Below are 26,075 nucleotides of genomic sequence, written 5' to 3'. Positions count from 1 at the left end.
AGGAAACAGAAGACGAATGGCACGGGCATGATTGCTGAATCCATGATCCTCTCTTCTAGTCTACCCGCTGAAGGCATTTTTTTGAGAACGAATTTGAAATCCACGATTCTCGAAAATGCCCCTCGTGCACGCTCCAGAGATGGATACGATACAAAATGATACCCCACATTCCCTTCCATCCCCTGCCCTAAGGAACGTTCGATGAACATGGCACGCTACGTCTCCAGCTCCAACCTTCTGGCGATCGGCATCGCAATTTGTTTGCTGCACCCGGGTCGTCTGGCCAGCGGACAAGACGACTTGGCGATCGTTCATCATGTTCCCAAACAACCCCTGCTGGCCGCGACAGCACGGTTGGCCGAAGCGATGGAGTTTGCCGGATCGCCGCTCAACGAGGCGACACGGGCCGCGATTCTGTTGGCCCGAGAACTCGACACACCGGCCGACGTGTCCCGCGCCATTCAATCGACGTTGGACCCACTGTGTTTGGCGTCGGTGCACATCAATGCCGAAAGCCGAGTCAAGGTCGCCGAAGGCCCTGTCAAAAAACAGCTGATGCAACAAGGCTGGCGAGCCTTCTTGGTCAAAGTCCACAACGAAGCCGGCATCACGGCGGAATTGGTCGCCGACAGCCCCAACGCCGCACCGGTTTACCAAAAGGGACGCGGCGCGAGACAACAGCCTCGAACCGACGAAGACTTGGTCGATCCGAGTGAAACCGAAGACCGTTGGCTGGATCTGTCCATGCTCAACCGTGCTCCGATGAAAAAACAACTCAGCGGCCTGAACCTTGAATACCGAATCGTGATGCTCGGCAGCCGCGATGCCGGCAAACGCGAAGCCAACATCGCCTTCAATGTCGGCCAGGGAACACAGGACATCGGGTTTCGAAACAGCGTTCCGATCCTGTTCGATTGCCAAAAAGCCGTGGACGTGCAACTGGGGATTAGCGATGTCGATGGCAAGCCGACAACGGCCTCGCTGTTGATCACCGACGACCGCGGACGCGTGTACCCCAACCCCGCCAAGCGGCTGGCGCCCGATTTCTTCTTTCACCATCAGGTCTACCGTGCCGATGGCGAATCGGTCTTGTTGCCGCCAGGTGACTACAACGTTTCGGTCACGCGTGGGCCGGAGTACGTACCGATCCGGCGACGTCTTCAAATCCCTGAAACCGCCCAGCACCGTGAATCGTTTCAACTGAAACGTTGGATCCATCTGGCCAAACGTCACTGGTACTCCGGCGACCACCATGTCCACGCCGCCGGCTGTGCCCACTATGACAGCCCCACCGAAGGCGTCGGCCCCGAAGACATGATGCGACACCTGCTGGGCGAAGACGTCAACGTCGGCTGCGTGCTCAGTTGGGGCCCCTGCTGGTACACCCAAAAGGAATTCTTCAACGGCCAAACGTCGGCGCTTTCAACCGAGGACCATCTGATGCGTTACGACGTCGAAGTCAGCGGATTCCCCAGTTCCCACGCCGGTCATCTGTGCCTGCTGAATTTATCCGAAGACGACTATCCGGGCACACAGGTTCTCGAGGACTGGCCCAGTTGGACCTTGCCGGTGCTGAAATGGGGCAAGCAGCAAGGCGGTGTCGTCGGTTACAGCCACAGCGGATGGGGATTGGCGCTGCCGGACAAGATGCCCGACGGATCACGCAAGTTTGTCGGTCGGCCCTGGGGCGGAGCCGCGGGGGATTGGCGCGGCCGAGCCGCCGATACGCTGCCCGATTACGAGATGCCTCCATTCGATGGAATCGGAGCCAACGAATACATCGTCACCGTGACCGACGGTGTTTGTGATTTCATCTCCGCCGTCGACACGCCGGCGATCTGGGAATTGAACATCTGGTACCACACACTCAACTGCGGCATGACCGCCCGGATCAGCGGCGAAACCGATTTCCCCTGTATCTATGGCGACCGCGTCGGCTTGGGCCGGATCTATGTGCAACTCGACGACGATCAACCTCTCAACTACGAAAATTGGATCGCGGGACTGAAAGACGGCCGCAGCTATTGCGGGGACGGACTGAGTCACATCATCGACTACGCCGTCGACGGGCTGCGCGTAGGACAAAAACGATCGGCATCCGCCCCGGCGAGCCGCTTGGATTTGGCCCAACCCCAAACCGTCAACGTCACCTTCGACGTCGCGGCGTTGTTGAAAGAGACGCCGACCGACGAAACCGAGCGGATTCGAAAACTGCGTCTGGATGAAAAACCCTACTGGCACATCGAGCGCTGTCGACTCGGTGATTCACGCCGCGTTCCGGTGGAAGTCATCGTCAACGGTCGTGTCGCCGCAACACGCGAAATCGTCGCCGACGGATCGCTGACCTCTCATTCAATCCCCGTCCAGATCGACGCGTCGTCTTGGATCGCAGTCCGCATCCTGCCGTCGGTCCACACCAATCCGGTCTTCGTCCACGTCGACGACGAACCGATCCGGGCCAGTAAGAAGAGTGCCCAATGGTGCATCGATGCGGTCCAGACGTGTTGGAACTCCAAGCGAGGTCAAATCCGCGAATCTGAACGCGCCGAAGCCAAAGCCGCCTACGACCGCGCCGCGGAGCGCTATCGAACGATTCTCGCGGAAGCAACTACGATGATCGCTAACCGGTCGATCGATGAGTGATCGGTTGGCTTGGAATAGAGGATCGGAATCCGTTCGTTCGGGCTGGCGATTTGGAACCGCTCCAGGATGCGAGGCAGCAAACGTGTAGGGGGACCGCGACCATCGGCGCCCCGCGCGACGTCGCGCGGGCCCTGCAACGTAACGCTGTGAAGCATTTTCCCCCTGCGTTTGTTGAGGTTTTAGCGGCAGGGCGCGAGCCCTCCGGTTCTTCCTCTCTGCCACAACACCGGAGGGCTCGCGCCCTACCGCTAAAAGAATGCTCCACAGCGTTGCCTGCAACGCCGATTCACAATCCGCTCGCTTCATCACCGAGCAGGCATTGCAACTCAATCCGATCGTGAAGGCACCGAGTCCGAAACGCCTGTTTCATTCTCCGCACAAACCCGATCCAGATACGCCTCGGCCTCCGGCGTCAGCTTGCTGATCCGGACGGTCGTCAAATGTTGCAAATCACCAAGCGGCTGAACGTCTTCTAAAGTCACCAGGTTGCGGTTGCGTATCTGCAGCCACGACAATTGCTGTAACTTGGCGATCTGCTGAAACGTTCCCTTGTTTGGATAGAACCTGCCGTACAGCGAAAGTGATCGCAGTGAGAGTCCATCGACAAATCGAATCGGAGTTGGCACATCGTTGTACAACGTCAGTCCCTGCAATTGATCCATCCGCGACAGGAAGGGCCAAACGAACAGGTGGTTACGTATCTGCAGGTCGATGGGCGGGTTGATCGCTGCGACAATCTCAAGATCATGGGCGAGGTTGTCTTCGACGTTCAGATCCAATGTATTCAGACCCATGTCGATCCATTGATGAAGCAATCCTTGTCTGAGTGGTTGAGATGGAATCGTCAAACGATACTTCCAACGCGTGCTAGGCTCGTCAATAAACTCAACGTACCCGTCGTACAGGCCGACGGTTCGCAATCCCGTCGGCAACCAGGCAGTGATTCCGTCAAGCGTGATGTCGGGTCTTTCAGTTCCCTTTCGGTTGGCGATATCGATCCGGCCAAAACGCGTTGGATCGATCCGTTGCAATCGACGGTCATCGAGATCGCACAATTGCAAATCCAATTCCCTCGCCCGCAGCAAGCTGATCGCCCTGCACGCCTGAGCGGTGAGTTCACACTGGCGCAATAGCAACTTATCCATCCGTGACGTGTCCGTCTGGCAGAACATCTGTATCTCGTCGGCGTCAAAGTCCCACAAGAAACACGAACCGACCGGTTGCAACTGATCAATCGGTGCGAGTTGACGCATCACGCTCCCACTCATCCGACGACTTTCTTCATGGTAGAATTCCGTAGAAAACACCAACCGGCTCAGATGCGGTAAATCACCCAAGCGACCGAGTGTTGACGGAGCGATCCGAGTGTCGTGAACATCCAACGCCTCCAGCATCGGGCACGTGGTCAGATGATCGATCGCGCCGCTGGTGATGTTGTGGTTGCCCCACAACGACAATCGTTTCAGTCGCTTGCACTTGGCCAATTCGGCAACGTCATCGACAGCGATCCCGGTACGATTGAGATACAGTCTCTCCAACGATTCAAGATGCTCGATTCCCACCAGACCGCCACGGCGAATCCGACTGTGCGACAGCTGGACCTCAATCGGCGTGGCCCAGAAGTGTCCCGTCCAAGCATGAAACCCATCCAGGAAAGACGCACGGTACCTGACCGTCCCGCCAAGCGACTCAAATCGCTTGACGGTGCCGTAAATCCGCGCATGACGCTGATAAAGAACGATGCCCACCGCCGTGACGACTGCCAGCAGCAGGAGTGTTCGAATCGAGAACCGAATGCGTTTCAAGCGGGACATCAAAACATGGTTTTCTCAGAAAAACAGCCAAATCGAGCCCGCTGTGGCGCCAAGGCTCCGATCGCACCTCAACTTTCGGTTAGTTTAACAGCTCGCTCAAAGCCCGCTTGCCCGCCGCGGCACAGAATCATTCACCATGTTGTCCCCCCCCTGAGATGTCTGGCGCTATGAAGACCGCAACCCAGCTCTGGACGTTATTGCTTCTCAGTTCCATCGTGCTGGAGCATCCCAGCGCCTCCGCAGCCATCGTCGGGTACACGGACTACGCGTCGTTCCAATCTGCCGCGTTCGGCAGCGAAAGTGTCATCGATTTTGACTCACTCCCCGGCGGCAATACGATCAACAGGATTGACGACGTCACGTTTTCGAGCGGCGGATCCATGCGTGTTTATGTGACCGACGGTATCAGCGATGGCACCATCAGTCCGGATAATTTCATCGGCAACGGAATCCTTGCTTTCCCTGAGTTCGAGAATGAAGTGATCACCATGAGCTTCGACACTGGTCGTTCAGCCGCAGGCATCTTCGTTGTCTACCAAGGCTCCTTGTCGACCGCGTTCTCGCTCACGTCGGCAGGCGGCAGTCAGTCGCTCGAAGCAACAAGTACCGTGATCGATTTGCCAGGCCCCGCAAATGGCTACTTTCTCGGCTTGGTCGACGATACGGGGGCGAACAGCATCAACAGCATTTCGCTCCAAAACCCGACCTCAGATCGCCCTTACTATTTTGACAGCCAAACAAGCTTTATCTCCCCCCCCGTTGCGATCCCTGAACCCAATTCCTTCGCGATGCTGGCTCTAATCGGCAGCATTGCGAGTTGCCGACGCCGACGCTGAACCGAGCACAGCCGCACCAGGTGCAGATGATTCAGCCATCGTCGGATGGTCCGAACGAACGCGGCCAATCGGTGGGATATCCGATCGAGCAGGAAAGATGAAACGTCGCAGAATCCTCTCGTCAATCGCAATCAGCTTGGCCGCCTCGGCCGTCAGGGGGATCGCCCAGACGGCGGCAGGCCATTCCAAGAATGCCGACACAACCGAAGACCTCGCCCATCGGCTTGGCATTTCGCTCGACCGCTTGCGTGGTTTTCTGATCGGGTCGCTTTTGGGAGACGCACTTGGCGGACCGATCGAGTTTTCCGATCCCGATCGTTTGCCCGACGACATGCCGCACGTCCGTCATTGGAAAGCCGGAACCAAACTGACAGCGACGCACTGTAAAACACTTGCCCGATCGCTTCGGCTGCGTGGCTACGAAACGCTACGCCCGGAAACGGCGCCCTTTGGACCGTGGCGAAAACGTGCACCGGCAGGCACCATCACGGACGATTCGCGTCACAAGATCATTCTGTTGCGTGCAATCAAGCGAACGCTGGACCACGCCCAGAGAGGCCCCGTCACGCTCGACCGCTCGCGTTTGGCAGCCGAGTATTTGCGTCCGCTGCGACACAAGGATGAAACCGCCGAATCGACGGCAGCGCTGGATCATGACGGATTCAAACCCTACCGTGACGCCGCCCGTTGGTGGACGGCCAGGTCACAGCATGCGCCGGCCAACCTTGCTTCCGATCCGGCGTACCCTCCCGAGCGACTTTGGGCAGGCGTGGCCAATTGCTCCGGCCAGATGGCGTTGCTTCCCCTGGCCGCCGTCTTTCCCGGAAAACCTGTCGCGGCATACGAAGCGACCTACGCCATCGACTTTTTGGATTCCGACCATGCGGTCGACTTCTGTGCCGCAATCAACTCGGGAATCGCGGAAGTGCTTTCGGATCGCCACAACGACTCGGATCCGAACACGCGAATACAAACGCTGATCCAGACGATGATCCAGACGGATCCCTACCACTACGCCGACATCCCGTTCACCGAAAGGCCGTTTGCCCAGTGGCTCCGCCGAGGGCGGCAATGGGCCGAGTCGGCCGATCGGGATCCGCGTCAACTGTTTGAAAAATTGGAGCAAGATGGAAAGCCCCATTATTGGTGGGATGCCCATTTCACGTTCGTGGTGCCGCTGGCAATCATGCACCTCTGTCGCGACGCCCCGATGGCGGCGATGAACCTGTGTCTCGACTTTGGTCACGACACCGATTCCTACGCACAGCTGCTGGGCGCGTGGATTGGTGCGATTCATGGACACGAAGCGTTTCCCGAATCCATGGTCCGCCAAGTCGAAGAACGCTTAGAAGTCGACTTCGGCGAGTCGGTCGATGATTGGTGCCAGACCCTTCTACAAGCGGCCGACCGCGTTCACACCCGACAATTGCGATTCAGTAGGTAACCCCAGGTGGATGACGACGCTGCCCAGTCCGCTCCCATGCACTATGATCCGATTTCCAGGATTGACCCTGCGTCGGTCGCCAGATCGCTTGGGCGAAACGGATGGATGCGAGACGACGAAATTCTAGTCGGTGTCGAATCGGCCGGCGAAGGCAACATGAATTGCACGCTGCGCGCAACGCTTCAAGACCAAGCTCGTCGCGCACGAACGTTGATCCTGAAGCAATCGCGTCCCTGGGTCGAAAAGTATCCCACCATCCCCGCGCCCGTCGAGCGTTCCTGGTCGGAAGCACGTTTCTACGAACGCGTCCGTCCGTTCGCGAATGTCGCCGCACAGATGCCAGCGCTGGTCGGCAAAGACGCCGCCAACTACACCCTCTGCCTACAAGATCTTTCCGGCGCCGTCGACATGACCGACGCCTACGGGCAAGCTTCGCTACCGCTGGAATCCGCCGCTCGCTGGCTCGGCCACTTGCATTCGATCGAATTGCAAACCGATGAACGCTCCTCATTTCAAAACTTGGAACTTCGAACACTCAATCACCAGCATCTATTTGAGATCCCGTTTCAAACCGATCTTCCGATCGACCTGGAACAGATCACGCCGGGGTTGGAAACCGAACGCCAAAAAGTCATTGCCGATGACAACTTGCTCGTGATCGCCAAACAAATGGGCGAACTGTACATCGACCCCGCATCCTGGAACGATCCCAACGCGCGACTCTTGCACGGCGACTACTACCCGGGCTCCTTCATGCGACGCCTGTCGACGACGCGGCAGGAAGATCCGACCTTTTTTGTGATCGACCCGGAGTTCAGCTTCGTCGGACCGCCGGAGTTCGACTTGGCAGTCTTGCTCGCACACGCGGTGTTCTGCGGCATCGACTGCGAGACAGCGAAGCAGCTGATCCTGGCCGACTACCACGATTCCGGATCGATCTCGCACGATCGCTGGCAACGCTTTGCCGGATTGGAGATTTTGCGGCGTTTACTGGGCGTCGCCCAACTGCCGCTCACCGCGACCCTGGAAACCAAACGCCAATGGATCGACGTCGCCCGGGCGTGGATGGGCTAGGTCGCGACCGGCATTGGCACCGCCGGTTCATCACTCTGATACGTTTCATTCTCGTCTTCTGATTCGTGCACCAATCGCCCTCCGGCGCTCCAGTACAACGAGTACGTGACCGGAACCAGATACAGCACGATCACGGTCGCGAACAATTCTCCGAACGCGATGCTGGTCGCCATCGGAATCAAAATCTGGGCTTGGATCGACGACTCCATCAAGATCGGAACCAGCCCTCCGATCGTCGTGATCGTGGTCAGCAAGACGGGGCGAAACCGGCGCACGCCGGATTCAGACAGCGCTTGACCGATCGGCATCCCGCCCCTGACGCGGGAATTGATAAAGTCGATCAACACGATCGAATCGTTCACCACGATCCCGGTCAAGGCGATGATGCCATAGAAACTGAACAACGTCAGCGGCAATCCCATCAACAAATGCCCGGCCACGGCGCCGAGGGCTCCGAAGGGGATGATCAACATCACCAATAACGGTTGAGCCGCGGACTTGAATTCGATCGCCAACAAGATGTACATCACGAACAACGCCACGCCGAATCCGCTGAACAAGCTGCCCATCGACTCCGCACGCCGCTCCTGTTGTCCCTCCCATCGGACGCGCACGTCGGGATACTTGGCCAACAATCCCGGTAAGAACTCGGCTTGCAGATCCGCCACAATCTCCTCCGCATTGCCGGTCTCCTCGTCCAGGTTGCTCGACACGGTGATCGATCTGGCTTGATCGATCCGATTGATTTCGGAATAACTTCGCACGACGTCGATCTCAGCGAGTTCCGTGATCGGGCGTTCCACCCCATCATTCAGCCGCACGCGGACCTCGTCAAAATTGGCCAACAACCGGCGATCGTCACGCGGGTAGGTGACCATGATCTTGACTTCATGACGCCCCCGCTGGACCCGCATGACTTCTTCACCATAGTATGCCGCGCGGACGGTCTCGGCCAAATCCGCGGTCCGCACGCCCATCGCAAACGCTTCGGGTTTGACTCGAAAACGGTACTCCCACTTGCCCGGCACAGAATCGTCCTTGATGTCGTACACGCCGGGATAAGTGGCCAGTTTTTCCTTGCACTCATCTACGGCCGCATCCAAATCGTCGACTTTGCGCGACGGCCCGAGCAATTTGAATTCGATCGGCGTCCCGCCGGGACCGAACGACCGAGTGCCCAACGTCAGTTCTTCGGTGCCCACGATCGTTCCGACCGCTTCGCGCCACTGCGCGACGATCGCGCGACTGTGCACCCCGCGGCTCTCGGCATTGACCAGTTCCACTTCCACACTGCCCTTGTGGCCACCGCCACCGGACGGCATGGGAGATCCACCGGGTCCGCCGCCTTGCACCGAGGCACCGACGACACGGTAGGACGTCTTTGCGATCGGCTGCCCCTTCTTTTCATAGCGATCTGCGATCCGCCAGAACGCGTCCTCGACCTTCTTGGTCGCCGCGATCGTCACGCTTTCCGGTGTCCCATCAGGAAACACCACGTTCGCACTGAGCGTATTGCCGTCGACCCTGGGAAAGAAGTTGAACTGGATGATCCCTGATCGGTACAAACCGCCGGTCAAGATCAACGCCGCAAAACAAATTGCCACCGCGATCGAGCGGTTGCCCAACGACCACGCCAGCGTCGGTTTGTAAACGCGCTGGATGTAGCGGTCCAACAACGACGTTGCGGCCATGTTCAGTTTTTGCGCGACGAACAACAGTGGTCGCAAAACATACAGAACGACCTTGAAGATCCGGAAAAGGATGCTGTCTTCGTGGGCCAGGTGACAGGGCAGAATCGTGATGCATTCGATCAGCGACACCAGCAGGATCGCGATGATCGCCGCCGGCATCACCGCCGTGAACTTCCCCATCGTCCCGCTGACGAACAGCAGCGGTGCGAACGCGACCACTGTCGTCAACACCGCCGTGGTGACCGAAGGAATCACTTCCACCGTTCCGTCAATCGCCGCCCGCATGTGAGACTTGCCCATTTGCCGATGGGCGAACACGTTTTCGCCCACGACGATCGCGTCATCGACCACGATCCCCAACGCCATCACAAACGCAAACATCGAAATCAAATTCAACGTTTGCCCGGTCCAATACAAAAAGATCCCCGAGGCGAGGATGGCAAACGGGATGCCCAACGCCACCCAGAACGCCAGCTTCGGGTCCAAGAACAACAGCAACAACGTGAACACGATCAACAGACCTTGTGCCCCGTTGTTGAGCAACAGATCTAAACGACCACGGACCTCGACCGATTCGTCGCTCCAGGTCATCAGCTGATATCCGGTCGGCAATTCGGCCTGCTCGACATAACCTTTCACCGCATCGATCATCACGAACAGATCTTCCGAAGTGCTGCGTTCGACCGACAGCGCCAACGCGGGTTGTCCGTTGATGACGTTGATCGCCGTCGCGTCAGTGAAGTCATCACGAACCGTCCCCAGGTCCGCGACGGTCAACACCGCACCGCTGGGCTCGGTGACCAATGGCAATTCGGCCAGCTCGTCGCCGCGGGTACGACGATTGTTCCCACGCAGCAACACTTCTTGCGATTGGCTGCGAATCGAACCGGCAGGCAGCTCGCGGTTTTCCCGACGAATGATCTCCGCCGTCTGACGCAGCGTCAGCCCGTGTGCCCGCAGCGTCTGTTCGGGGATTTCGATGTCGATCTGGTAATTGCGCGCCGCCAGAAAGTCGACTTGTGAAACCGAATCAATCGCCAGCAGATCGTCTCGGACCCGTTCGGCGACTTCTCGCAAATCCAACTCCGCTTGCGAAGAGAGCGATTCATCTTCATTTCGAGGTGCCCATTGGGGCGCTATCACGCCGACGCGAATCGATGGGCGCCGGTTGGTGACCAGCGTGACGACCGGGTCTTCGGCTTCGAGTGGGAAACTGGGGATTCGATCGACGCCCGAACGGACTTCGTCCAAGATCCGATCCGGCGAACGTGCCCCGGGAGTCAACTCCATCAACACGGTACAGGAACCTTCCATTGCCACCGTCGTGACTTTTTTGATGCCTTCGATCGAACGAACGGCTTCTTCCACCTTCTGCCCGATCCCCTGCTCCGCTTCCTGCGGCGCCGCCCCGGGATACGGCACGGTCACCGTGATCCGATCGAGTTCGAATTCGGGAAACGACTCGCGGTGCATCGCCCGCAAGCAGAACCAACCCACGATCATGATCGCGGCCATGCATAAATTCAGTGCGGCGCGATTGTTGATCGAGGCGTGAACGATGGACTTCATCATTGTGGCCGCCCTCCCCGGGCCGGGCCGCCGGTCTTCGGTTTTCCGCCCGGTGGACCGCGACGTCCCGGCCCGGCCGGTGCATCAGCCGACGTGCTGACCGGCATCCCTTCGACAGGTGTCGCCAAGGGTGACGTCACGATCAAATCGCCGGCGCTCAAACCGCCGCTGCGCTGGTACGCAACGACATACTGCTGCGACGAATTGGCGATCGCGATCGATTTCTTGTGGAGCTTGCCAGCTTCAACCGTCCACACCGTGTTGCCGGGCTGGATTGCCCGGTGGGGCAATCGGACCAGCGGGATCGGCGGCGTCGCATGAATCCGAATTTTCACGAACATGCCCGTCATCAACGTGGGCGGCTGCAGATTCAAGCTGCCGGCGGTGATTTCCGCGCCAAGACTCGGCGAATCGTCCCCCGAACCGTCGTCCAAATCCGACTGCGTCGCCACCAATGCTTCGGCGCGTCTGATCGTCTCCAGGTCGCTCAGCTTCATCACCGAGGTCGGATCATCGACGTGCACGCGACACGGCACCATGCGTGTTTGCGCATCCACGCCGGCCCCGTCATAACGATCGACGACACCCCGCCACGCGTAGTCTTCTTCACCGAGCGGGTAGATCACGGTGGCCGGGGTTTCGGGAAAATCGTATCCGCGTTCATAACCCTCGGCCGATCCGTCTGCCGCATCGCTCTGCCATAGCCAATGCATCTGATGCATGTACAGTTTGCAGCTGACGTCTAACCGTGACGTGTCTTGCAGCACGACGACCGGCCCCCCGGCTTGAACGTATCCGTCTTGCTCAACACTTTCGCTGACCACCACACCGTCGATCGGCGAAACGATCTCGGTGCGTGTCAGATTCAACTTGGCCTTATCCAGATTCGCCTGCACGAGCGCCTTGGCGCTTTCCATTCGCAAGCGGCGTTGGACCAGCAGATTCCGCTGGTCGATCTGCGATTGCAGGGTGTTTCGAGTCGTCAATTCCGCCTTGCGTGCGCTGTCGACTTCCGAATCGGACGCGGCACTGCGCCGCATCAGATCTTCGCTGCGTTTCAATTGTCGCACGTCGATCGCCAGTTGCTGACGCGACGATTCGATCTGGTTGTCCGACGATGTGATTTCTGCGTCCAATTCCAAAATCATCGCGTCGGCTTGCGCCAGCTCTTCGGTCAGACGCCGAACCTCAAGCTCATAGTCGTCCGGTTCGATGCGCAACAGCAGATCGCCCTTCTGGACCGTCCGGCCACTGCGGCACGCTTCGGACTTGTACTGAACCCTGCCCGAAATCTGGGCGGTCAGGTCGATCTCGCGATACGGAACGACAACTCCGTCGACGTCAAACGCAATGCCCTCGGTGTGCGCGACCGCGGGTTCGGCGACGACCAGTGCGGGTGGCGACCGCACCGGTTCCTGGACCGGAACCTCGGGCGTCCCCATCAGAATAAAACCGCCCAAACCGACGGCCAAAATTGCGATCGACAGGAGCGTCTGTCCGACAACCGGAATCCATTTCTTCATCAACGACACCCGTAGATTATGCAAGCTGTGAACGCGGCGGTGCAATCGTGCTCGATTGAAACACCACATGATAGCTCAAGTAGCGGACGGTCACGAATTTCACGGTTTTAGCTCGCCACACCCATCCTCCTCCCACCCATCCTCCTCCCACCCATCATTCTGCCCCCATCATTCTGCCCCCATCATTCTGCCACCCATCATTCTGCCACCCATCGTCCTGCCCCCATCGTCCTGCCCCCATCGTCCTGCCCCCATCGTCCTGCCCCCATCGTTCTGCCCCCATCGTTCTGCCCCCATCGTCTTGCCCCCATCGTCTTGCCCCCATCGTCCTGCCCCCATCCCCAATCGGGATCTACTACAATCAGTCTCCCATCACCCGATGCCCCGCCCCTGACTGCTTCCAGATGAAACCGATTCCCCACCCACCTTGCCACGCGTCGCTCGCTCGATCCGGACGACTGGTACTGCTGCCCCTACTGCTTCTGTTCACCTCCCAGCCCGTCGCGATGGCGCTTGACGAAGCCGCGACACTCGCCCTGCTCGTTCGAACGATTCGCCAAACCGATCAAGACACCGTGCGGGCTGCGTTGATGAAAGGCATGCTGCGGGGACTCGAAGGACGACGTAACGTCCAGGCCCCGGACGATTGGAGTGTGCTGGCGGAGGCTTTGTCGCGCAGTGACAACGCGTCGATACGTGAATCCGCCGACCGCCTGTCGCAGATTTTTGGCGACGCCGCGGCAACCGAACGCGCACTCGCGACACTCCGAGACTCCAGCGCCCCCGGCGCCGAACGTCAGGCCGCCCTCGGCTCACTGGTGACGCAGCGTTACGAAGGTCTGGCCGACGAACTGGAAGGGCTGTTGGAGATCGAAGCGCTTCACCTTGATGCGATTCGCGCCTACGGAATCATCGCAAAACAGGACGCTCCCAACATCCTGCTCGCCCGCTACGCCGATGCAGCCCCCCAATCCCAACGGGCAATCATCGAAACGCTCGCGACGCGAAAAGCCTACGCGAAAGCGTTGGTCCGCGGCATCAAAACCAACATCGTCCCACGCGAACACATTCCGTCCTACATCGCCCGATCCCTCCGTGACGTTCTCGGAAAAGAGTTCACGGAAGTCTACGGCGAGATTCCTGAACTGCAGAAAAACACGCGTGAAATGATCGACAAATACAAGCGTTTGATCACCGATGAAGTGCTGGCCAGTGCCGATGCAAGACGAGGACGCGTGGTGTTTCAAAAGACCTGTGGTGCCTGTCACTTGATGTACGCAGCAGGCGGCAAAGTCGGGCCTGATTTGACCGGATCCAACCGAGCCAATCTGGACTACCTGCTGTTAAACAGTGTCGACCCCAGCGGCGACGTCCCCGAAGGCTACCGAACCCAGTTGATCCAAACCGTGGACGGAAGGGTGCTGACCGGAGTGCTGGCCGAAGAGGACAATCGACGCGTCGTCCTCAAGACGGTTGATCAACCCCGGGTGGTGATCGCCAAAGAGGATATCGAAGCCAGGAAGGTGTCCGAAAAGTCCATGATGCCCGAAGGCCAGCTCGATCAGCTCAGCCGCAAGGACCTGTTCGACCTGGTCAAATACATGCAAACGAAATCGCAAGTGGAGGCGGCCAAATGAAGATCCAAGAAACACAACCAGTCGAATCCGGTCAGCCGTCCGACGTCAGCCTACGGGCCCACGACCGAACGACGCGGCTGACCGGCATCTGCCTGACGTTGGCATGGCTCGTCAGTTTCCCATCCGCCGCCACCGCACAACAACTGCTGCCCAAACAACAACATCGGACCAGCGACGCGCCATTTTTGACACCCGAGGAAGCGGTCAAAAAAATGTCGATCCCAAAAGGGTTTGACGTTTCGATCTTTGCCGCCGAACCCGACTTGGCCGAACCGATCGCGTTCTGCTTTGACGATCGTGGCCGGATGTGGGTGGTCGAAAATTTGAATTACCGCACCCGTCGCGAACACACCGACGACAAGGTCAGCCGGATTCAGATCCTGGAAGACACCGACAGCGACGGAGTGTTTGACAAGAAGACAACCTTTGCCGACGACCTGACCTTTACCTCCGGAATCGCGGTGGGCTTCGGAGGCGTCTATGTGGGCTCGCCGCCGAACTTCAGTTTCATTCCCGACGCCGATGGTGATGATCGGCCCGACGGACCACCCCAAGTGCTGCTGGACGGCTGGGGCATCAACGACCGCCACGAAACGCTGAACAGTTTCATCTGGGGTCCCGACGGATGGCTGTATGGCTGCCACGGCGTGTTCACCCAGTCGCGCGTGGGACGGCCCGGCGAAAGCGATTCGAGGCGTCAATTCATCGACGGCGGAATTTGGCGGTTCCACCCGGTGACGAAGAAGTATGAGGTGTTTGCCCGCGGCCTGTCGAACCCGTGGGGATTTGATTTTGACAAACACGGCCAAGGTTTTGCCACGTGCTGCGTCATCCCGCACTTGTTCCATGTCGTTCAAGGCGGCGTCTACACCAAGCAAAGTCGCCCGCACATCAACCCGTATATCTACGACGACATCAAAACCATCCGCGATCACGCGCACTTGTCCGCCCACGGCGGGGCGAGGTTTTATCTGGCCGATGCCTTTCCCGAGGAATATCACGACCGCCTGTTCATGTGCAACATCCACGAGCACTGCGTGCTGACCGACGTGATGGTGCCCAATGGTTCCAGCTTCATCGGTCAACACGGCGATGATTTCCTACCGACCAACGATCTGGCCTGGGTCGGATTCAGCGTCGAAATCGGCCCCGAAGGCGGTGTCTACATTTTGGATTGGCACGACACCGATATTTGCGGCAACGCGATTAACTTTCCTCAAAGCGGACGGATCTATCGCATTATGCCCGAAGGGGCGGCCCCCATCGCTCGTCCTCATCTGCGATCACTATCGGACCGGGAATTGATCGCCATGCAGTGGCATGCCAACGATTGGTACGTTCGCCAAGCACGCGTGTTGCTGCATGCTCGGGCCGCCGCTGGGACGCTCGATCGATCAGCAGCCAAGACGCAACTGGTTCAGATGTTTCATCAGGCCGACACCTCGCCGAAACGATTGCGTGCCTTGTGGGCGGCGCACGTGACGGGCTCGGTGGCACCGGAGGAAATGACGATGTTGCTCGATCACGACGATCCGTATGTTCGTGCCTGGACGGTCCAATTGTTGAGCGAACAAACGACGGTCGACGCCTTCTTTTTGGCGGACGTCGATTCGTCACAGGCCGGGTTGGACGCAAATGTCTTGAACAAATTCGCGTCGATGGCCCAGCAGGATGAATCGCCCGTGGTACGGCTCTACCTGGCGTCTGCCGTCCAGCGTCTGCCCTACGCCGATCGTTGGCCGATCCTGCAGGCCTTGGCGATGCACGCCGAAGATGCGACGGACAACAACCTGGCCCGAATGTATTGGTTCGCGCTCGAACCGATGGTGCCAGAGTTCCCCGAAAAAGCACTGAGCTTGGCCGTCAAGGGAAAGCTTTCCAGCTTGCAAGAATCTGTGGCCAGGCGTTTGGCGACGGGTGATGTCGCGGAAGCGTCGGATCCCGATTGGCAACGCGTGGTGGCACGAGTCGCGCCGGGATTTGACGTCCGCAACGTCGGCGAGGGTGGCATCGTTCACCACAAAGTCTTCCGCAATCGGTCGGCGATGCAGACTCATCCGAAAGACCGCCATCAGCCCTGTCGAATGATTCGTGACGTGAAGATTCCCGAGGGCAAAAAAACGAGCTTGCAGATGCGCGTCAGCCATCACCCGCACGGCGATTGGCAACTGCGCGTCCTGGTCGGAAAAGACGTCCTCGCGGATCAGACGATCAGCACCAGCACGGTCTCGAAAAACGAATGGCTGGACGTCCACGTCGACTTGTCCAAGTACGCCGGCCGGCAAGTCCGTCTGACGCTGGAAAACCGGGCCAACGACTGGCAAAACGAATGGGCTTACTGGAACGAAGTCAAACTGGTCAGCCGATAGCCGTGCAGCCACCGGTCATCGCTGGGGTACCAATGCTGCGATAGGACGCAGAGGCCATAGGGCCCCATCTGTCTCATTGCTCCCATCATTCTGCCACCCCATCATTCTGCCACCCCATCATTCTGCCACCCCATCATTCTGCCACCCCATCGTCTTGCCCCCATCGTCTTGCCCCCATCATTCTGCCCCGTATCGTTCTGCCATTTCTCTGCCGGGCAAAATCGATCCATTGACACAATGATCAAGCATTCCCCCCCCGCCTATTGATCACGTCCGCCGCCCTGGCCAACCTGAATCAGCACGTTACTCGAATCGGGCAGCAAGTCGACTTCGGCGTTCGACTCGATCAACGTGTCAACTTCCATCACCGACAAAACGGTGTCCAAAATTTCCGAGTCGGCGGCGGCGATTTCGTTGAGCGCCTTGCCGACGATCTTGGGACGTGATGCGGACGCTTCGGCCATTTTCTGTGACACTCGGAATGCCGTTTCGCTCTTGATCAGACCGACTCGGTTTTCACCGTCTTGTTTCATCGCACTGGTCACTTGAACTAGTCGCTTGACGACTTTTTCGGTGATGTTGTCGACCATCAGACGATCGGTGAACGCGACTTTACGAATGTAAACCGATCCCAGCGTGTAGCCCCACTTCTCTGACAACGGCGAGACCGTTCGGCGAACCGTTCGGCTGAGCGAGTGTCGGTCTTCGAGCATCTTTTCCATTTCCAAGTTACTGAGTGTGGAAATGGTCGAACTGGTCACGTTGGCTTGCAGCGAACCATCGGGATTGGCGTTGGTGAACAGATACGAAACCGGATCCGTCACCCGCATCTCATACCAGATCCCGACGCCCATCGGCGTGCCTTCTTCCGAGTTGACCATCTGGCTTCGCAAGTAGTGTTGGCGAAGCGACGTGTCGACGACGTAAGATTTTCCGAAGAACGGGACCAGCAGGGCCCGGGGGCCGAACTTCAGCACCGGGATCTGCAACCCCGGTTGATCAAGCGTCCCGATCACCTTGCCGAACAAGGTAAAGACGTGTGCCTTGCATTCGCCGACACAGGCATAGAGCCCGAAGAACCGTGCAAATCCAAGCAGAATTGGAATCAACATCAAGCCGAAAATAAATCCGCCGCCGAACCATCCCATCGTATCACCCTATCAAGAATCGTTGTATTTTCAGTTTCGAATGCCAGCCGTTACCCATCGTGTCTCAACCGCCGCTGTCCGCCTTGGTGGTCTGGATCACCCGTCGGGCCACGGAATAAAGCGGAATCCGGGCGTTCCGCAGATAGGCGTGCAGACAGGACGAGCCGCCTTCGTTTTTGATCTCGGTGAGCGTCTGGGCGAGTTCACGAAGTGGTGCGACTTCCGCTTGCGCGTTGTTCGTCGCGATCTCCACGGCCCTGGCACTCATCGTGATCTGCTGCTCGCTGTCGGCACGGGCGGTGCTGAGGTCGGCGGCGACTTGGTTTCGTGTGCTGTTGATCGCCGACAATGCCCGATCGACTTCACCCGGCGGGTCAATCTCGGTGATCAGTGCCGCGTCGAGTTCGATGCCATAGCGACCGGTCGTCGATCGGCACTGCTCTTCCATGTATTGATTCAGCAGGGGTAGATTTTTGCGCAAGTCATTGATCGAAACGCCTTCGGAAAGATCGATCGCCGGAGAGGTTTGCTCGCCTTCCTCCCCTTCCACGTCCGCATCGACCAACAGCGTTTGGCCCTTGGGGTCGACAAAGTTGGCGACTCGCTCGCGAAGCACGCTGACGAAGTAACCCATCACGTGCTCAAGCGGGCTGGCGACGCCGAACAGATACGGATACAGATTGCTCTCGCTGATTCGATAGCGGAGTTGGCCGTTGATCCCGGTCGTCAGGTTATCCTTCGTGACCGCTTCGATCGTGTCCTGCGCCTTCGAGGGGTCCCAAGAAAGATCGACCGCCTGAGTCGCGACGGAAACCTTGTGCACGTCTTGCCATGGCATCTTGAAATAGGGACCACCGGGGCCAACGACACGGACTTGAGGGTATTCATACCGTTGATGCTCTTCGTCACTCAAACCGTCAGCATCGGTGTCACCATCGGTGACCTGCATCCCTTCCAGACGCTGAGCTTTACCGAAACTCGTCACAATCGCCCGTTGATCGGGGCTGACCGTGTAGAAACCGCCGACAATGCAGCGGAAGAAGCTGTAGATGATGATGCCCATCATCAGTCCGAGGATAAATGACATAGCCGTGCTTGGTGTGATTGGGCGAAAACTGGAAGCGGTACCTAGAATCTAAAGATACCGCACGCTTAAGTCCGGGCGGGGCATTCCTCCCCGCAACACCCAAAATGGGCCTCAACCGACGCCTTCAAGGGCGAAGTTTTTCAGAGAAGCCGTCAAATTCTCGCACTCGCGACCCTCAGCTCACACGAAGGAGTAGACCAGGACCACGATCAGCAACAGGGGATACAACGCCTGCGACCAACGACCGACCCGTTCGGCCGCCTTCGGCTTGTGCTTCCCAATCATGACGGTATTCCAAGCGGAATGGATTAAGCCGGCAAAAACGATCAGGGATTGTTCTAATTGGTGCCACCCACCGAACAATTATTGGACATCACGGCATAGGAGAGGACATCGATGCCGAGCACAGACGCCAGCGCTTCCATCCGCCGCCGAATCCACTCGCGCCTGAATCCGTAGTCCTTGCCGGTCGCCTGATCGACCCCGGCTAAAAAAGCGCGCCGGACACACCGCTGCACGGCATGCACGATCGACACTTCGTCACTAGCAACCTGTTCCGAACGCAGCGGACGTCCCATCTTAAATCCCTCCTCGCGAGTGAGTAGTGGTGTGATCCCACCCCGGTGGACAAGGCGAGTCAAATACTGGTGGGTGGCACCATTTGTCCATTTGTCCGTCAAAATTACTTTTTGCCGGTCACCACTACACTTATGATCTGATTTCAGAATCGGAGGCATGCATCCTTGAATCCGATGCCGTCCGCTGCACCCACTGGCACGGTACGAGGGAATGGTGGAAGGGCAGCGCATGAGACGGATTACGTTTGCCGAAGCGAAGCTCAAAATGCCGCACTAAACTCCACGCTCGCGCAGTTGACGCTTTAGGTCGCCTTCGAGTGCGGCAAGTTGCTCGATCGACAGATCTGCAATTGATGTCTGGTCGACACCCAGAAGCTCGCGGAGGAGTTCGATCCGTCCACGTCCTGCACCGCGTGCTTCACCAAGTGCTTCTCCCTCTTGACGAGCCTGGTCGACCGCGTACTGCATTCTGGCACGTTCATCACGCTGTGCTTTAAGGCGTAGTTCATATTGGTTACGCTGCTCGGGAGTACGTTGGATCATTTCGAGGACCTCGGCGGCTTCGTTGAAGGCGGATGAACTGAAGCGTTGTCGGATTTCAGCGGCGGTCATTTCGTCGGCCCGGCGGAAGAAGTAACACCAAGCTTCCACCGGGTCGGTAACCACTCTATTATCGCTCGGGAGCATGTATTTTGGCAACTCGAGAAGGTGAATTTGAAGCCCTTCGGTCAGTTCAATGGTGCCATCTCGATTGCGAAGCCGGAAATCGCTGTGGATTTGGAGAGATTGGCGGAGCAGGATCGCGTCAAGGACGCAGATGCTGATGGCTGGCCGCAGCAGCGAGTAATCGTCGCCTTCGCCGATTTGGCTGACGTAAAGCGAGGCGGTGTAGTACGCGAGTCTCTGGGACAGGCCGGCCGGAAGCGTCGTCTGCATTTCGATGTCGTACAGGCGGCCGGTTGAATCCCGCGCCGCGACGTCCAAAATCGACAGTTTGTCGATATCGTCGTCTTTGCCAAGGATCGGATTGAGAATCTCGACCTCCGTGATCTGGATTTCATCACCGAGGATCGCGTTGAGAAAGTGCAGTGTGATCGCAGGGTGTTCCGGGCTGCCCAAAAGCAACTTGAAGACGTAGTCGACGGTGGGATCGATTCCGATGGCCATGCGCAGATGGTTGACTCAATACGGGAGTGACGGATTCACGATCAATCTACTCCAGTGATGGTTGGGTCGTCGACGCGCAAAGACTGGATTGCCGAAAGCCTCGCCGAAGTATCGCGACGGCGAGGCACTATACAGAATGCAGCAGCGGATGCTGGTTGGATTCTCTGTCAGCTTTCGTGATCTGGCCGATCGGTCGGTTCGCGGTCGTTTGCCCCCGGGTGCGTTTTGTCATGGACTTCGCGGAGGCGTTTGATCGACACGTGCGTGTAGATCTGCGTCGTGTTGAGCTGCTCGTGACCGAGTCATATCACGGCATCCTTCTCGCTCCATACTCGACTGCTTCGTTTTCAGGCTTCACACTTCTTGCTTCAAACTTCCTGCCGACCCTTCCATGGCATGAGCGCGTTCGACTGGCATCCTGCCTCGTCTGTCTCTATCGGGCTCCGCCCTCTGCGTCGGTACTGCTCGCTCGCGCTCGGCGCTACCCTCATCCTTCGGTCGCTGTCACGACCTCCGCGGGCCGTCGGCTCCGCTCGGTCGATCCCTCCCTTTTTCTTGGTCCGGACGCCCAACACTCGGACGTTACCACCCTCGCACGTCCCCGGAGGCCGAAGTGATTGGCTGCATTTGACAGCGTCAATCGGGGCGCAGTTTCCAGAATCCCCAAAAAACGTTTGACAGGACGGCGTCAGAATTCGCCATCGATTTTGACGGGATCAAGCAGTTTGGAAATGCCGGCAGATTCAACCGCGTCACGCGGATCCTGCAGTTCAAAGATGGGAAACACACAATGGACTTTCGAAAAAGTCGCCAACCTGGTCGACTGGAAAAGCTCGAAGATCGGCGTCTGTTTTGTGTCAGTGGCGTTCAATCGGACGTTCGCTTTCTCACCGGAGCTGAGGGGCAGAGCGGACTCTACAGCAAAACCTGGAACTATTCAGAATTCGCGGACACGGCGATTGCCGTCGAGGCGTCTGGCGCTACCGATGCCATTTTCGAGACCTCCGGTTCCTTGAACTTGAACCAAGCCAATCGGTCCAACGCAGTCTTGACGGAAGACGATTCCTACGCGGATTTTCATGCCTCGATCAAACCATTCCGCGAAATCGATCGTCCCGAGGGAGAACATTGGATCATTGGTTCTTGGATGAAAGTGACGGAAAACGTCAAGCCGGAAAACAAACCGCTTTGCACATCGATCGATCAGCATCTGGTCTATCGCTTCATTCCGGGGCAGGAACCAGAGGCGAATTGGGAGACAATCGTGATCCCGCCCGTTGCGGCTGGGGATCAAGTTCGAACGGCTGTGAAGGTTGGGGTGCCCAGCCGCCATCCGGTGCAACTAATGACCAACCAACACCCGACGATCGAAGTGTCGGGGGGAATCAATCAGTTTTGGGTTCAATACGATTCCTTCGACGCTTCGGAGTCGGCGTCACAAGTTGAAGACTATCGATATGAAGAATCGGCCACCATCACGGTCCTGGCCGGCGACCAGTCGATCGGTGAGCTGACCGCACGAGCTACTGTCGTTGTTGCAGATCTTATCGGAACGAACTTCGAAGTGGACCAGCCCGACTCAATTGATTGGGGCAGTGAACTGACCGTCAAATACGAGGTCAAGAATCAAGGTATTGCACGAACCAAGGCGTCACAAGCTGCGATCCTACTGTCGGCCGATGCGTCGGTACAACTCGATTCAGATCAACCATTGGCTTGGGTGCGGGTACCTGCCTTGAATCCAGGTGAATCAAAATCATCGGAAATCACAATCACCCTCCCGACAAACCCTCCCTCGGGATTTGAATCTGCCGATGGATTGCATCTCGGAATCAGTCTTGATAGTGACCAGGACGTCCCCGAATGGGACTGGGAACACAACAATGAGAATCAAGCCATCGGCAAGGACAAAGTCGCACTCAGCGTCGACAGGCCCGATTTGATCGCAAGACGAATCACCAGATACTCTGACGACGCCGGTGGTGGAATCGAGATCGAGTATGACGTCGAATCAGCGGGTCCATTTGAGGGTGAAGTGCCCGTGTCTGTTTTTTGGGCCAGCGGCCGTGGTTGGGATGATCGCGTCGGCCACTCCTTGCTGGACGAGACGATCAAGCTTCAGCCCGGTCAGTCCATTCGGGTGCCGGCAGATCTTCTAAAGAACCCTCACAACGACGTTTGGTATATGCAGCTAGTGGTTGACCCGGACAAGCAGATTTCCGAACTCAATGAATCGAATAACCTGATCACTCTCGATCCCGCCGACGCAATGTATAGTCACGAGCTGTTGGAGTACATTTCTCGTGAAATCATCTATCGAGACGAGTCCAATGGCTGGACGAGCCTGTTGGATCACCAGGGACAACTGCTGTCGCAAGTGCCCCAGCAAACCCGAGTCGTCAATGTCGAAGGATGGAAGGTTGATAAAGTTTGGTCCGCGACCGATGGATTTTTTGCGGCGGCCTTTACCTCGCGCAATTTGGATCCGGTTCTTGTTTTTCGTGGAACGGAACCCTCCGAGCCAACAGACTGGCTCGCCGATGCGCATTTTGTTGGTGTCGGATATGGCCAGTATTCGAGGAGTCGCAACACGGTTCTGAATTGGTTGGCAGGACGAACTGGGGTCGCTTTTGCTGGTCACAGCTTGGGCGGTGCACTGGCGCAATGGTTCGCCGCAGACGCAACGGCACAAGCCACCATTGGAGATGTGATCACGTTCAATTCTCCAGGGATTTCACAAACACATGCCGAAAAATTTTTGGCAGAAAAGGCAGGCGATGTCGTACACCACTATGTCAATGGAGATGTCGTCACCATGGCCGGAGAGGCATTCCTGGAGGGGAACAGTATCCGATACAGTTTTGAAGACACCGCGTTTCGCTTCGACAAGTGGCACTCGCTACCACTTCTCGTGGACCGCGTCGGAACTTCACCAGGCGAGTTCTCATCCCATCGCACCATTGGATCATCCGTTCGAAGTGGTACGGCATGGCTAAACAGCCCCTATTACTTTCACACCGACACAAGCTACCTGCTGGCGTTGACCGCTGCGAACGGACTGATCCTTTCGGGAAAGAACGCGTTCGGATTGGAAAACGCTTCCTTCTTGCTACTCAGATCGACGTTCGAACAAGAACGCCAAAAGATTGGAAAGTTTCTTCAGTCGATAGGGCTGTTCGATCTCCCGTCCGACCCCAACCAAATTGCGGTCCCCTTCCCGAAGCTGGATTTCAAAATCGCCGGCAACCTGGATGTCAAGGCGGAAGGCTTGCAAGTCATCTACGACGGGCCGAGCGACAGTCTGACCATGCAAGGCAACGTGGAACTGGCGGGGTTTTACAAAGATGCAAAGGTCATCGGAGATTTCAGCGGTGACAACTTCATTCGCTACACACCCAAAGTCGACGGCCCCACCGATACCGATCTCAACGACGGATGGGAAGTCGCAGGCCGCCTCTCTTTGGTGGATTTTGAGCTTTCACAAAAGTGGATTCTCAAGGAAGCGTTCTTGAAAATCAACACAATCAGCAACCAGGTCGCTGCGGGCGGCGTGATGCAGATCCCCAGCGGAATTGAGCTGAGCGCCTCCGTCGAAGTCTTGAACGGAAAACTCAATGCAATCGAGCTGAAAGCTGACAAGATTGACAAGCCGATCGGTGTTTCCGGCGCGTACCTGCAATCGATCGGAGGTGAATTGAAGCACCTTGCAGCCTCCGATCCGAATCCGACCGTTTTCAGTGGTTCGGTGGGCGCGACGTATGGTCCCGCCATTGCTATTCCACCGCTGCCTAACTGGCTTGGCGGGTACGAATTTGAAGGATCCATCGTCGAAATCGAAGCAGAAACCATTTGGGATCGAAATCATGCGTCACTTGCGGGAGAGGTGGATGTGATGCTCGGCATGGCAACGGCAGACGCAGAAGCGGAATTGAACTGGTCGGAAGGCTATCTCTCTGCCGAGGGAGTGTTTGATATCCTAGGGATAGCGACTGGGCAGATGACCATTCGCGGTGATAGCCAGCTAAACCTGCATGCCACCGCAGATGTGTCGGTCGATCTGCCCCCGGCCCTGGCGCCTTTTGCATACGTCGAAAATGGACAAGTCCGTCTGCAGTATCTCCACGACGCTACGCACGCAAATGATTACATCTCTGTGTGGGGCAACGTGCGAGTTCCACTGTTTGGCGATACCTATGACTGGGGCATCAAAGTCGCATTGGATGGCAGTGTTTCACAAATCGGATTCGACGAGGTTGACGCGGAAGACTCATCTCGCCTCCGAGTCGTTTCGCCGGGCGAATCAGAGCGGGTTGACCATTTGAGTCACGAGAAAGTGTTCGACCTGCCCGATACAGACGGAGTCGCCATTTTTGAGATCAAGTGGGATGAATCCTCATCGGTTGGCGATTACGAACTTCTGTCGCCCCGAGGAGATCGGATCACCTCACAAGCAATCGTAGAACACTCGGATCTTTCGGTTGTCTCATCGATGGGGACGGACCATTCGATTGTCATCGCGGCACGGAATGTTGATCCCGGGCAGTGGACCTTGCGATCGATGGGATCCGGAAGACCGTCGCTACGATCATGGGTCAGTTTGGACGCTCACGATTTGCATCTCGGACATGTTCGGCAAGACGACGATTTTGTGGTGATCGAATTCGACGCCTCTGATCTTGCGCCGGATAGTCGCATTGCGTTCTATCTTTCTACCAGTCCAGATGATGCGTCTGGCACCTACTTGGGCGAGTCCGCACCGGACCAACCGGCCATCAATCAATTTCAATTCTCCAAACAAGGATTCGCAGACGGAGACTATTTCTTGCACGCGATCGTCAGTAGCAATCACGCCGTGCCAGCGGTACAGACCAGTGGTCGGATCTCCATCTCCGGGTACTCTGATCCGATCAGCCCCTGGCGAAACCGTTTGAGATATGGCGACGTCAATGCCGACGGAAATGTCTCGCCGTTGGACGCGTTGATCGTGATCAATGAACTCGGCCGGCACGGACCGAGCATCAATTTAGATGCCCATCCCTATGATCCGGAAACGCCATTTTATGATGTCTCCGGAGATCGAATCGTTTCCACCCTCGACGCACTTCACGTGATCAATGCGATTGCAATCGACGTGACCGGCCGCAACATCGTCACATCGGAGCAGGCCTCTCCAGCCAAGGTGTCTGACATATTGGTAGCGAATTTGGCCGCCCGTCGGTGTCTTTTGAACGCGGTTCCGAAATCAAAAACCGAAGCGTCAAACGTCGATCTTGCATTTCGCCAACTGGCCGCACCGACGCCTGTATTTCGTCCCAGTAATGTCAACCTGTTGATCAACGCAATTCATCCGCCAGCGGTCCAACAAGCATCGGAACCCTTTTTGCCTGAACAAGTCGACTTCGCATTGGAAACATTTGAAATACAATGTTCAGATCTTGATCCAACCCATTGATCGTACTTCGTCGATCCGAACGTTCCTCTTGGACCTGACACGA

The 26,075-nt window shown here is 57.4% G+C and carries 13 protein-coding genes and 1 pseudogene; 7 read left to right on the top strand and 7 right to left on the bottom strand.

The features are described from left to right. Positions 1 to 201: 201 nt before the first annotated feature. Entirely contained in the window at positions 202 to 2,643 is a 2,442-nt protein-coding gene (locus Enr13x_RS16515) for a CehA/McbA family metallohydrolase (RefSeq protein WP_197456075.1), read from the top strand. Positions 2,644 to 2,969: 326 nt separating this feature from the next. Here the strand turns inward: Enr13x_RS16515 and Enr13x_RS16510 are convergent, their stop codons facing one another. Beyond that, positions 2,970 to 4,457, bottom strand: a complete 1,488-nt coding sequence (locus Enr13x_RS16510) for a leucine-rich repeat domain-containing protein (RefSeq protein WP_145387865.1) — start codon at positions 4,455 to 4,457, stop codon at positions 2,970 to 2,972. Positions 4,458 to 4,624: 167 nt separating this feature from the next. On the opposite strand from Enr13x_RS16510, the gene Enr13x_RS16505 reads away from it, so the two are divergent. The 3 genes from Enr13x_RS16505 to Enr13x_RS16495 all read left to right on the top strand — a co-directional run bounded on the left by Enr13x_RS16505 (position 4,625) and on the right by Enr13x_RS16495 (position 7,811). Next, a complete protein-coding gene (locus tag Enr13x_RS16505; RefSeq protein WP_145387863.1) occupies positions 4,625 to 5,293 on the top strand; it encodes a hypothetical protein in 669 nt (222 codons plus the stop codon). A 97-nt stretch (positions 5,294 to 5,390) separates the two neighbouring features. Continuing rightward, positions 5,391 to 6,737, top strand: a complete 1,347-nt coding sequence (locus tag Enr13x_RS16500) for an ADP-ribosylglycohydrolase family protein (protein WP_145387861.1) — start codon at positions 5,391 to 5,393, stop codon at positions 6,735 to 6,737. 105 nt (positions 6,738 to 6,842) lie between these two features. Continuing rightward, positions 6,843 to 7,811: a phosphotransferase gene (locus Enr13x_RS16495; RefSeq protein ID WP_197456074.1), complete on the top strand. Its 969-nt coding sequence runs from the start codon at positions 6,843 to 6,845 to the stop codon at positions 7,809 to 7,811. On the opposite strand, the gene Enr13x_RS16490 is transcribed toward Enr13x_RS16495, so the two are convergent. Further along, entirely contained in the window at positions 7,808 to 11,074 is a 3,267-nt protein-coding gene (locus tag Enr13x_RS16490; protein ID WP_231744335.1) for an efflux RND transporter permease subunit, read from the bottom strand. The genes Enr13x_RS16495 and Enr13x_RS16490 overlap by 4 nt on opposite strands. Beyond that, positions 11,071 to 12,594 (bottom strand): efflux RND transporter periplasmic adaptor subunit, encoded by a 1,524-nt coding sequence (locus Enr13x_RS16485; protein ID WP_197456073.1) that lies wholly within the window; start codon positions 12,592 to 12,594, stop codon positions 11,071 to 11,073. The genes Enr13x_RS16490 and Enr13x_RS16485 overlap by 4 nt, the downstream gene beginning before the upstream one ends. A 506-nt stretch (positions 12,595 to 13,100) precedes the next feature. Here Enr13x_RS16485 and Enr13x_RS16480 point away from each other — a divergent pair. Together Enr13x_RS16480 and Enr13x_RS16475 are read left to right on the top strand one after the other, a co-directional pair. Further along, positions 13,101 to 14,231 (top strand): c-type cytochrome, encoded by a 1,131-nt coding sequence (locus Enr13x_RS16480; RefSeq protein WP_197456072.1) that lies wholly within the window; start codon positions 13,101 to 13,103, stop codon positions 14,229 to 14,231. Then, positions 14,228 to 16,600 (top strand): PVC-type heme-binding CxxCH protein, encoded by a 2,373-nt coding sequence (locus tag Enr13x_RS16475; RefSeq protein ID WP_145387853.1) that lies wholly within the window; start codon positions 14,228 to 14,230, stop codon positions 16,598 to 16,600. The genes Enr13x_RS16480 and Enr13x_RS16475 overlap by 4 nt, the downstream gene beginning before the upstream one ends. 260 nt (positions 16,601 to 16,860) lie before the next feature. On the opposite strand, the gene Enr13x_RS16470 is transcribed toward Enr13x_RS16475, so the two are convergent. The 4 genes and pseudogenes from Enr13x_RS16470 to Enr13x_RS16455 all read right to left on the bottom strand — a co-directional run bounded on the left by Enr13x_RS16470 (position 16,861) and on the right by Enr13x_RS16455 (position 20,580). Next, positions 16,861 to 17,748 carry an SPFH domain-containing protein gene (locus tag Enr13x_RS16470; protein WP_145387851.1) on the bottom strand — a complete coding sequence of 296 codons (888 nt, stop codon included), beginning with the start codon at positions 17,746 to 17,748 and terminating at the stop codon, positions 16,861 to 16,863. A gap of 64 nt (positions 17,749 to 17,812) precedes the next feature. Then, the gene (locus Enr13x_RS16465) at positions 17,813 to 18,835 is read right to left on the bottom strand and encodes an SPFH domain-containing protein (protein WP_145387849.1); all 1,023 of its coding nucleotides are present in this window, start codon (positions 18,833 to 18,835) and stop codon (positions 17,813 to 17,815) included. A gap of 362 nt (positions 18,836 to 19,197) precedes the next feature. Further along, positions 19,198 to 19,413, bottom strand: a pseudogene (locus Enr13x_RS16460) (hypothetical protein); the annotation flags it as partial. Between the two features lie 273 nt (positions 19,414 to 19,686). Beyond that, on the bottom strand, positions 19,687 to 20,580 hold the full coding sequence (locus Enr13x_RS16455; protein WP_145387845.1) for an Rpn family recombination-promoting nuclease/putative transposase: 894 nt from the start codon (positions 20,578 to 20,580) through the stop codon (positions 19,687 to 19,689). Positions 20,581 to 21,370: 790 nt separating this feature from the next. Between Enr13x_RS16455 and Enr13x_RS16450 the strand changes: the two genes are divergently transcribed. Then, positions 21,371 to 26,032, top strand: coding sequence for a CARDB domain-containing protein (locus Enr13x_RS16450; RefSeq protein ID WP_145387843.1), 4,662 nt, complete (start codon positions 21,371 to 21,373; stop codon positions 26,030 to 26,032). Positions 26,033 to 26,075: the final 43 nt, after the last annotated feature.

Source organism: Stieleria neptunia (assembly GCF_007754155.1).
Taxonomy (GTDB): Bacteria; Planctomycetota; Planctomycetia; order Pirellulales; family Pirellulaceae; genus Stieleria; species Stieleria neptunia.
This window is presented reverse-complemented; position numbering and strand designations above follow the sequence as displayed.

Bases quoted from the DNA above. Each gene is read 5' to 3' on its own strand.
- Enr13x_RS16515 (WP_197456075.1), top strand. From the start codon at position 202: ATGAACATGGCACGCTACGTCTCCAGCTCCAACCTTCTGGCGATCGGC.
- Enr13x_RS16510 (WP_145387865.1), bottom strand. From the start codon at position 4,457: ATGTCCCGCTTGAAACGCATTCGGTTCTCGATTCGAACACTCCTGCTG.
- Enr13x_RS16505 (WP_145387863.1), top strand. From the start codon at position 4,625: ATGAAGACCGCAACCCAGCTCTGGACGTTATTGCTTCTCAGTTCCATC.
- Enr13x_RS16500 (WP_145387861.1), top strand. From the start codon at position 5,391: ATGAAACGTCGCAGAATCCTCTCGTCAATCGCAATCAGCTTGGCCGCC.
- Enr13x_RS16495 (WP_197456074.1), top strand. From the start codon at position 6,843: ATGCGAGACGACGAAATTCTAGTCGGTGTCGAATCGGCCGGCGAAGGC.
- Enr13x_RS16490 (WP_231744335.1), bottom strand. From the start codon at position 11,074: ATGATGAAGTCCATCGTTCACGCCTCGATCAACAATCGCGCCGCACTG.
- Enr13x_RS16485 (WP_197456073.1), bottom strand. From the start codon at position 12,594: ATGAAGAAATGGATTCCGGTTGTCGGACAGACGCTCCTGTCGATCGCA.
- Enr13x_RS16480 (WP_197456072.1), top strand. From the start codon at position 13,101: ATGGCGCTTGACGAAGCCGCGACACTCGCCCTGCTCGTTCGAACGATT.
- Enr13x_RS16475 (WP_145387853.1), top strand. From the start codon at position 14,228: ATGAAGATCCAAGAAACACAACCAGTCGAATCCGGTCAGCCGTCCGAC.
- Enr13x_RS16470 (WP_145387851.1), bottom strand. From the start codon at position 17,748: ATGGGATGGTTCGGCGGCGGATTTATTTTCGGCTTGATGTTGATTCCA.
- Enr13x_RS16465 (WP_145387849.1), bottom strand. From the start codon at position 18,835: ATGTCATTTATCCTCGGACTGATGATGGGCATCATCATCTACAGCTTC.
- Enr13x_RS16455 (WP_145387845.1), bottom strand. From the start codon at position 20,580: ATGGCCATCGGAATCGATCCCACCGTCGACTACGTCTTCAAGTTGCTT.
- Enr13x_RS16450 (WP_145387843.1), top strand. From the start codon at position 21,371: ATGGACTTTCGAAAAAGTCGCCAACCTGGTCGACTGGAAAAGCTCGAA.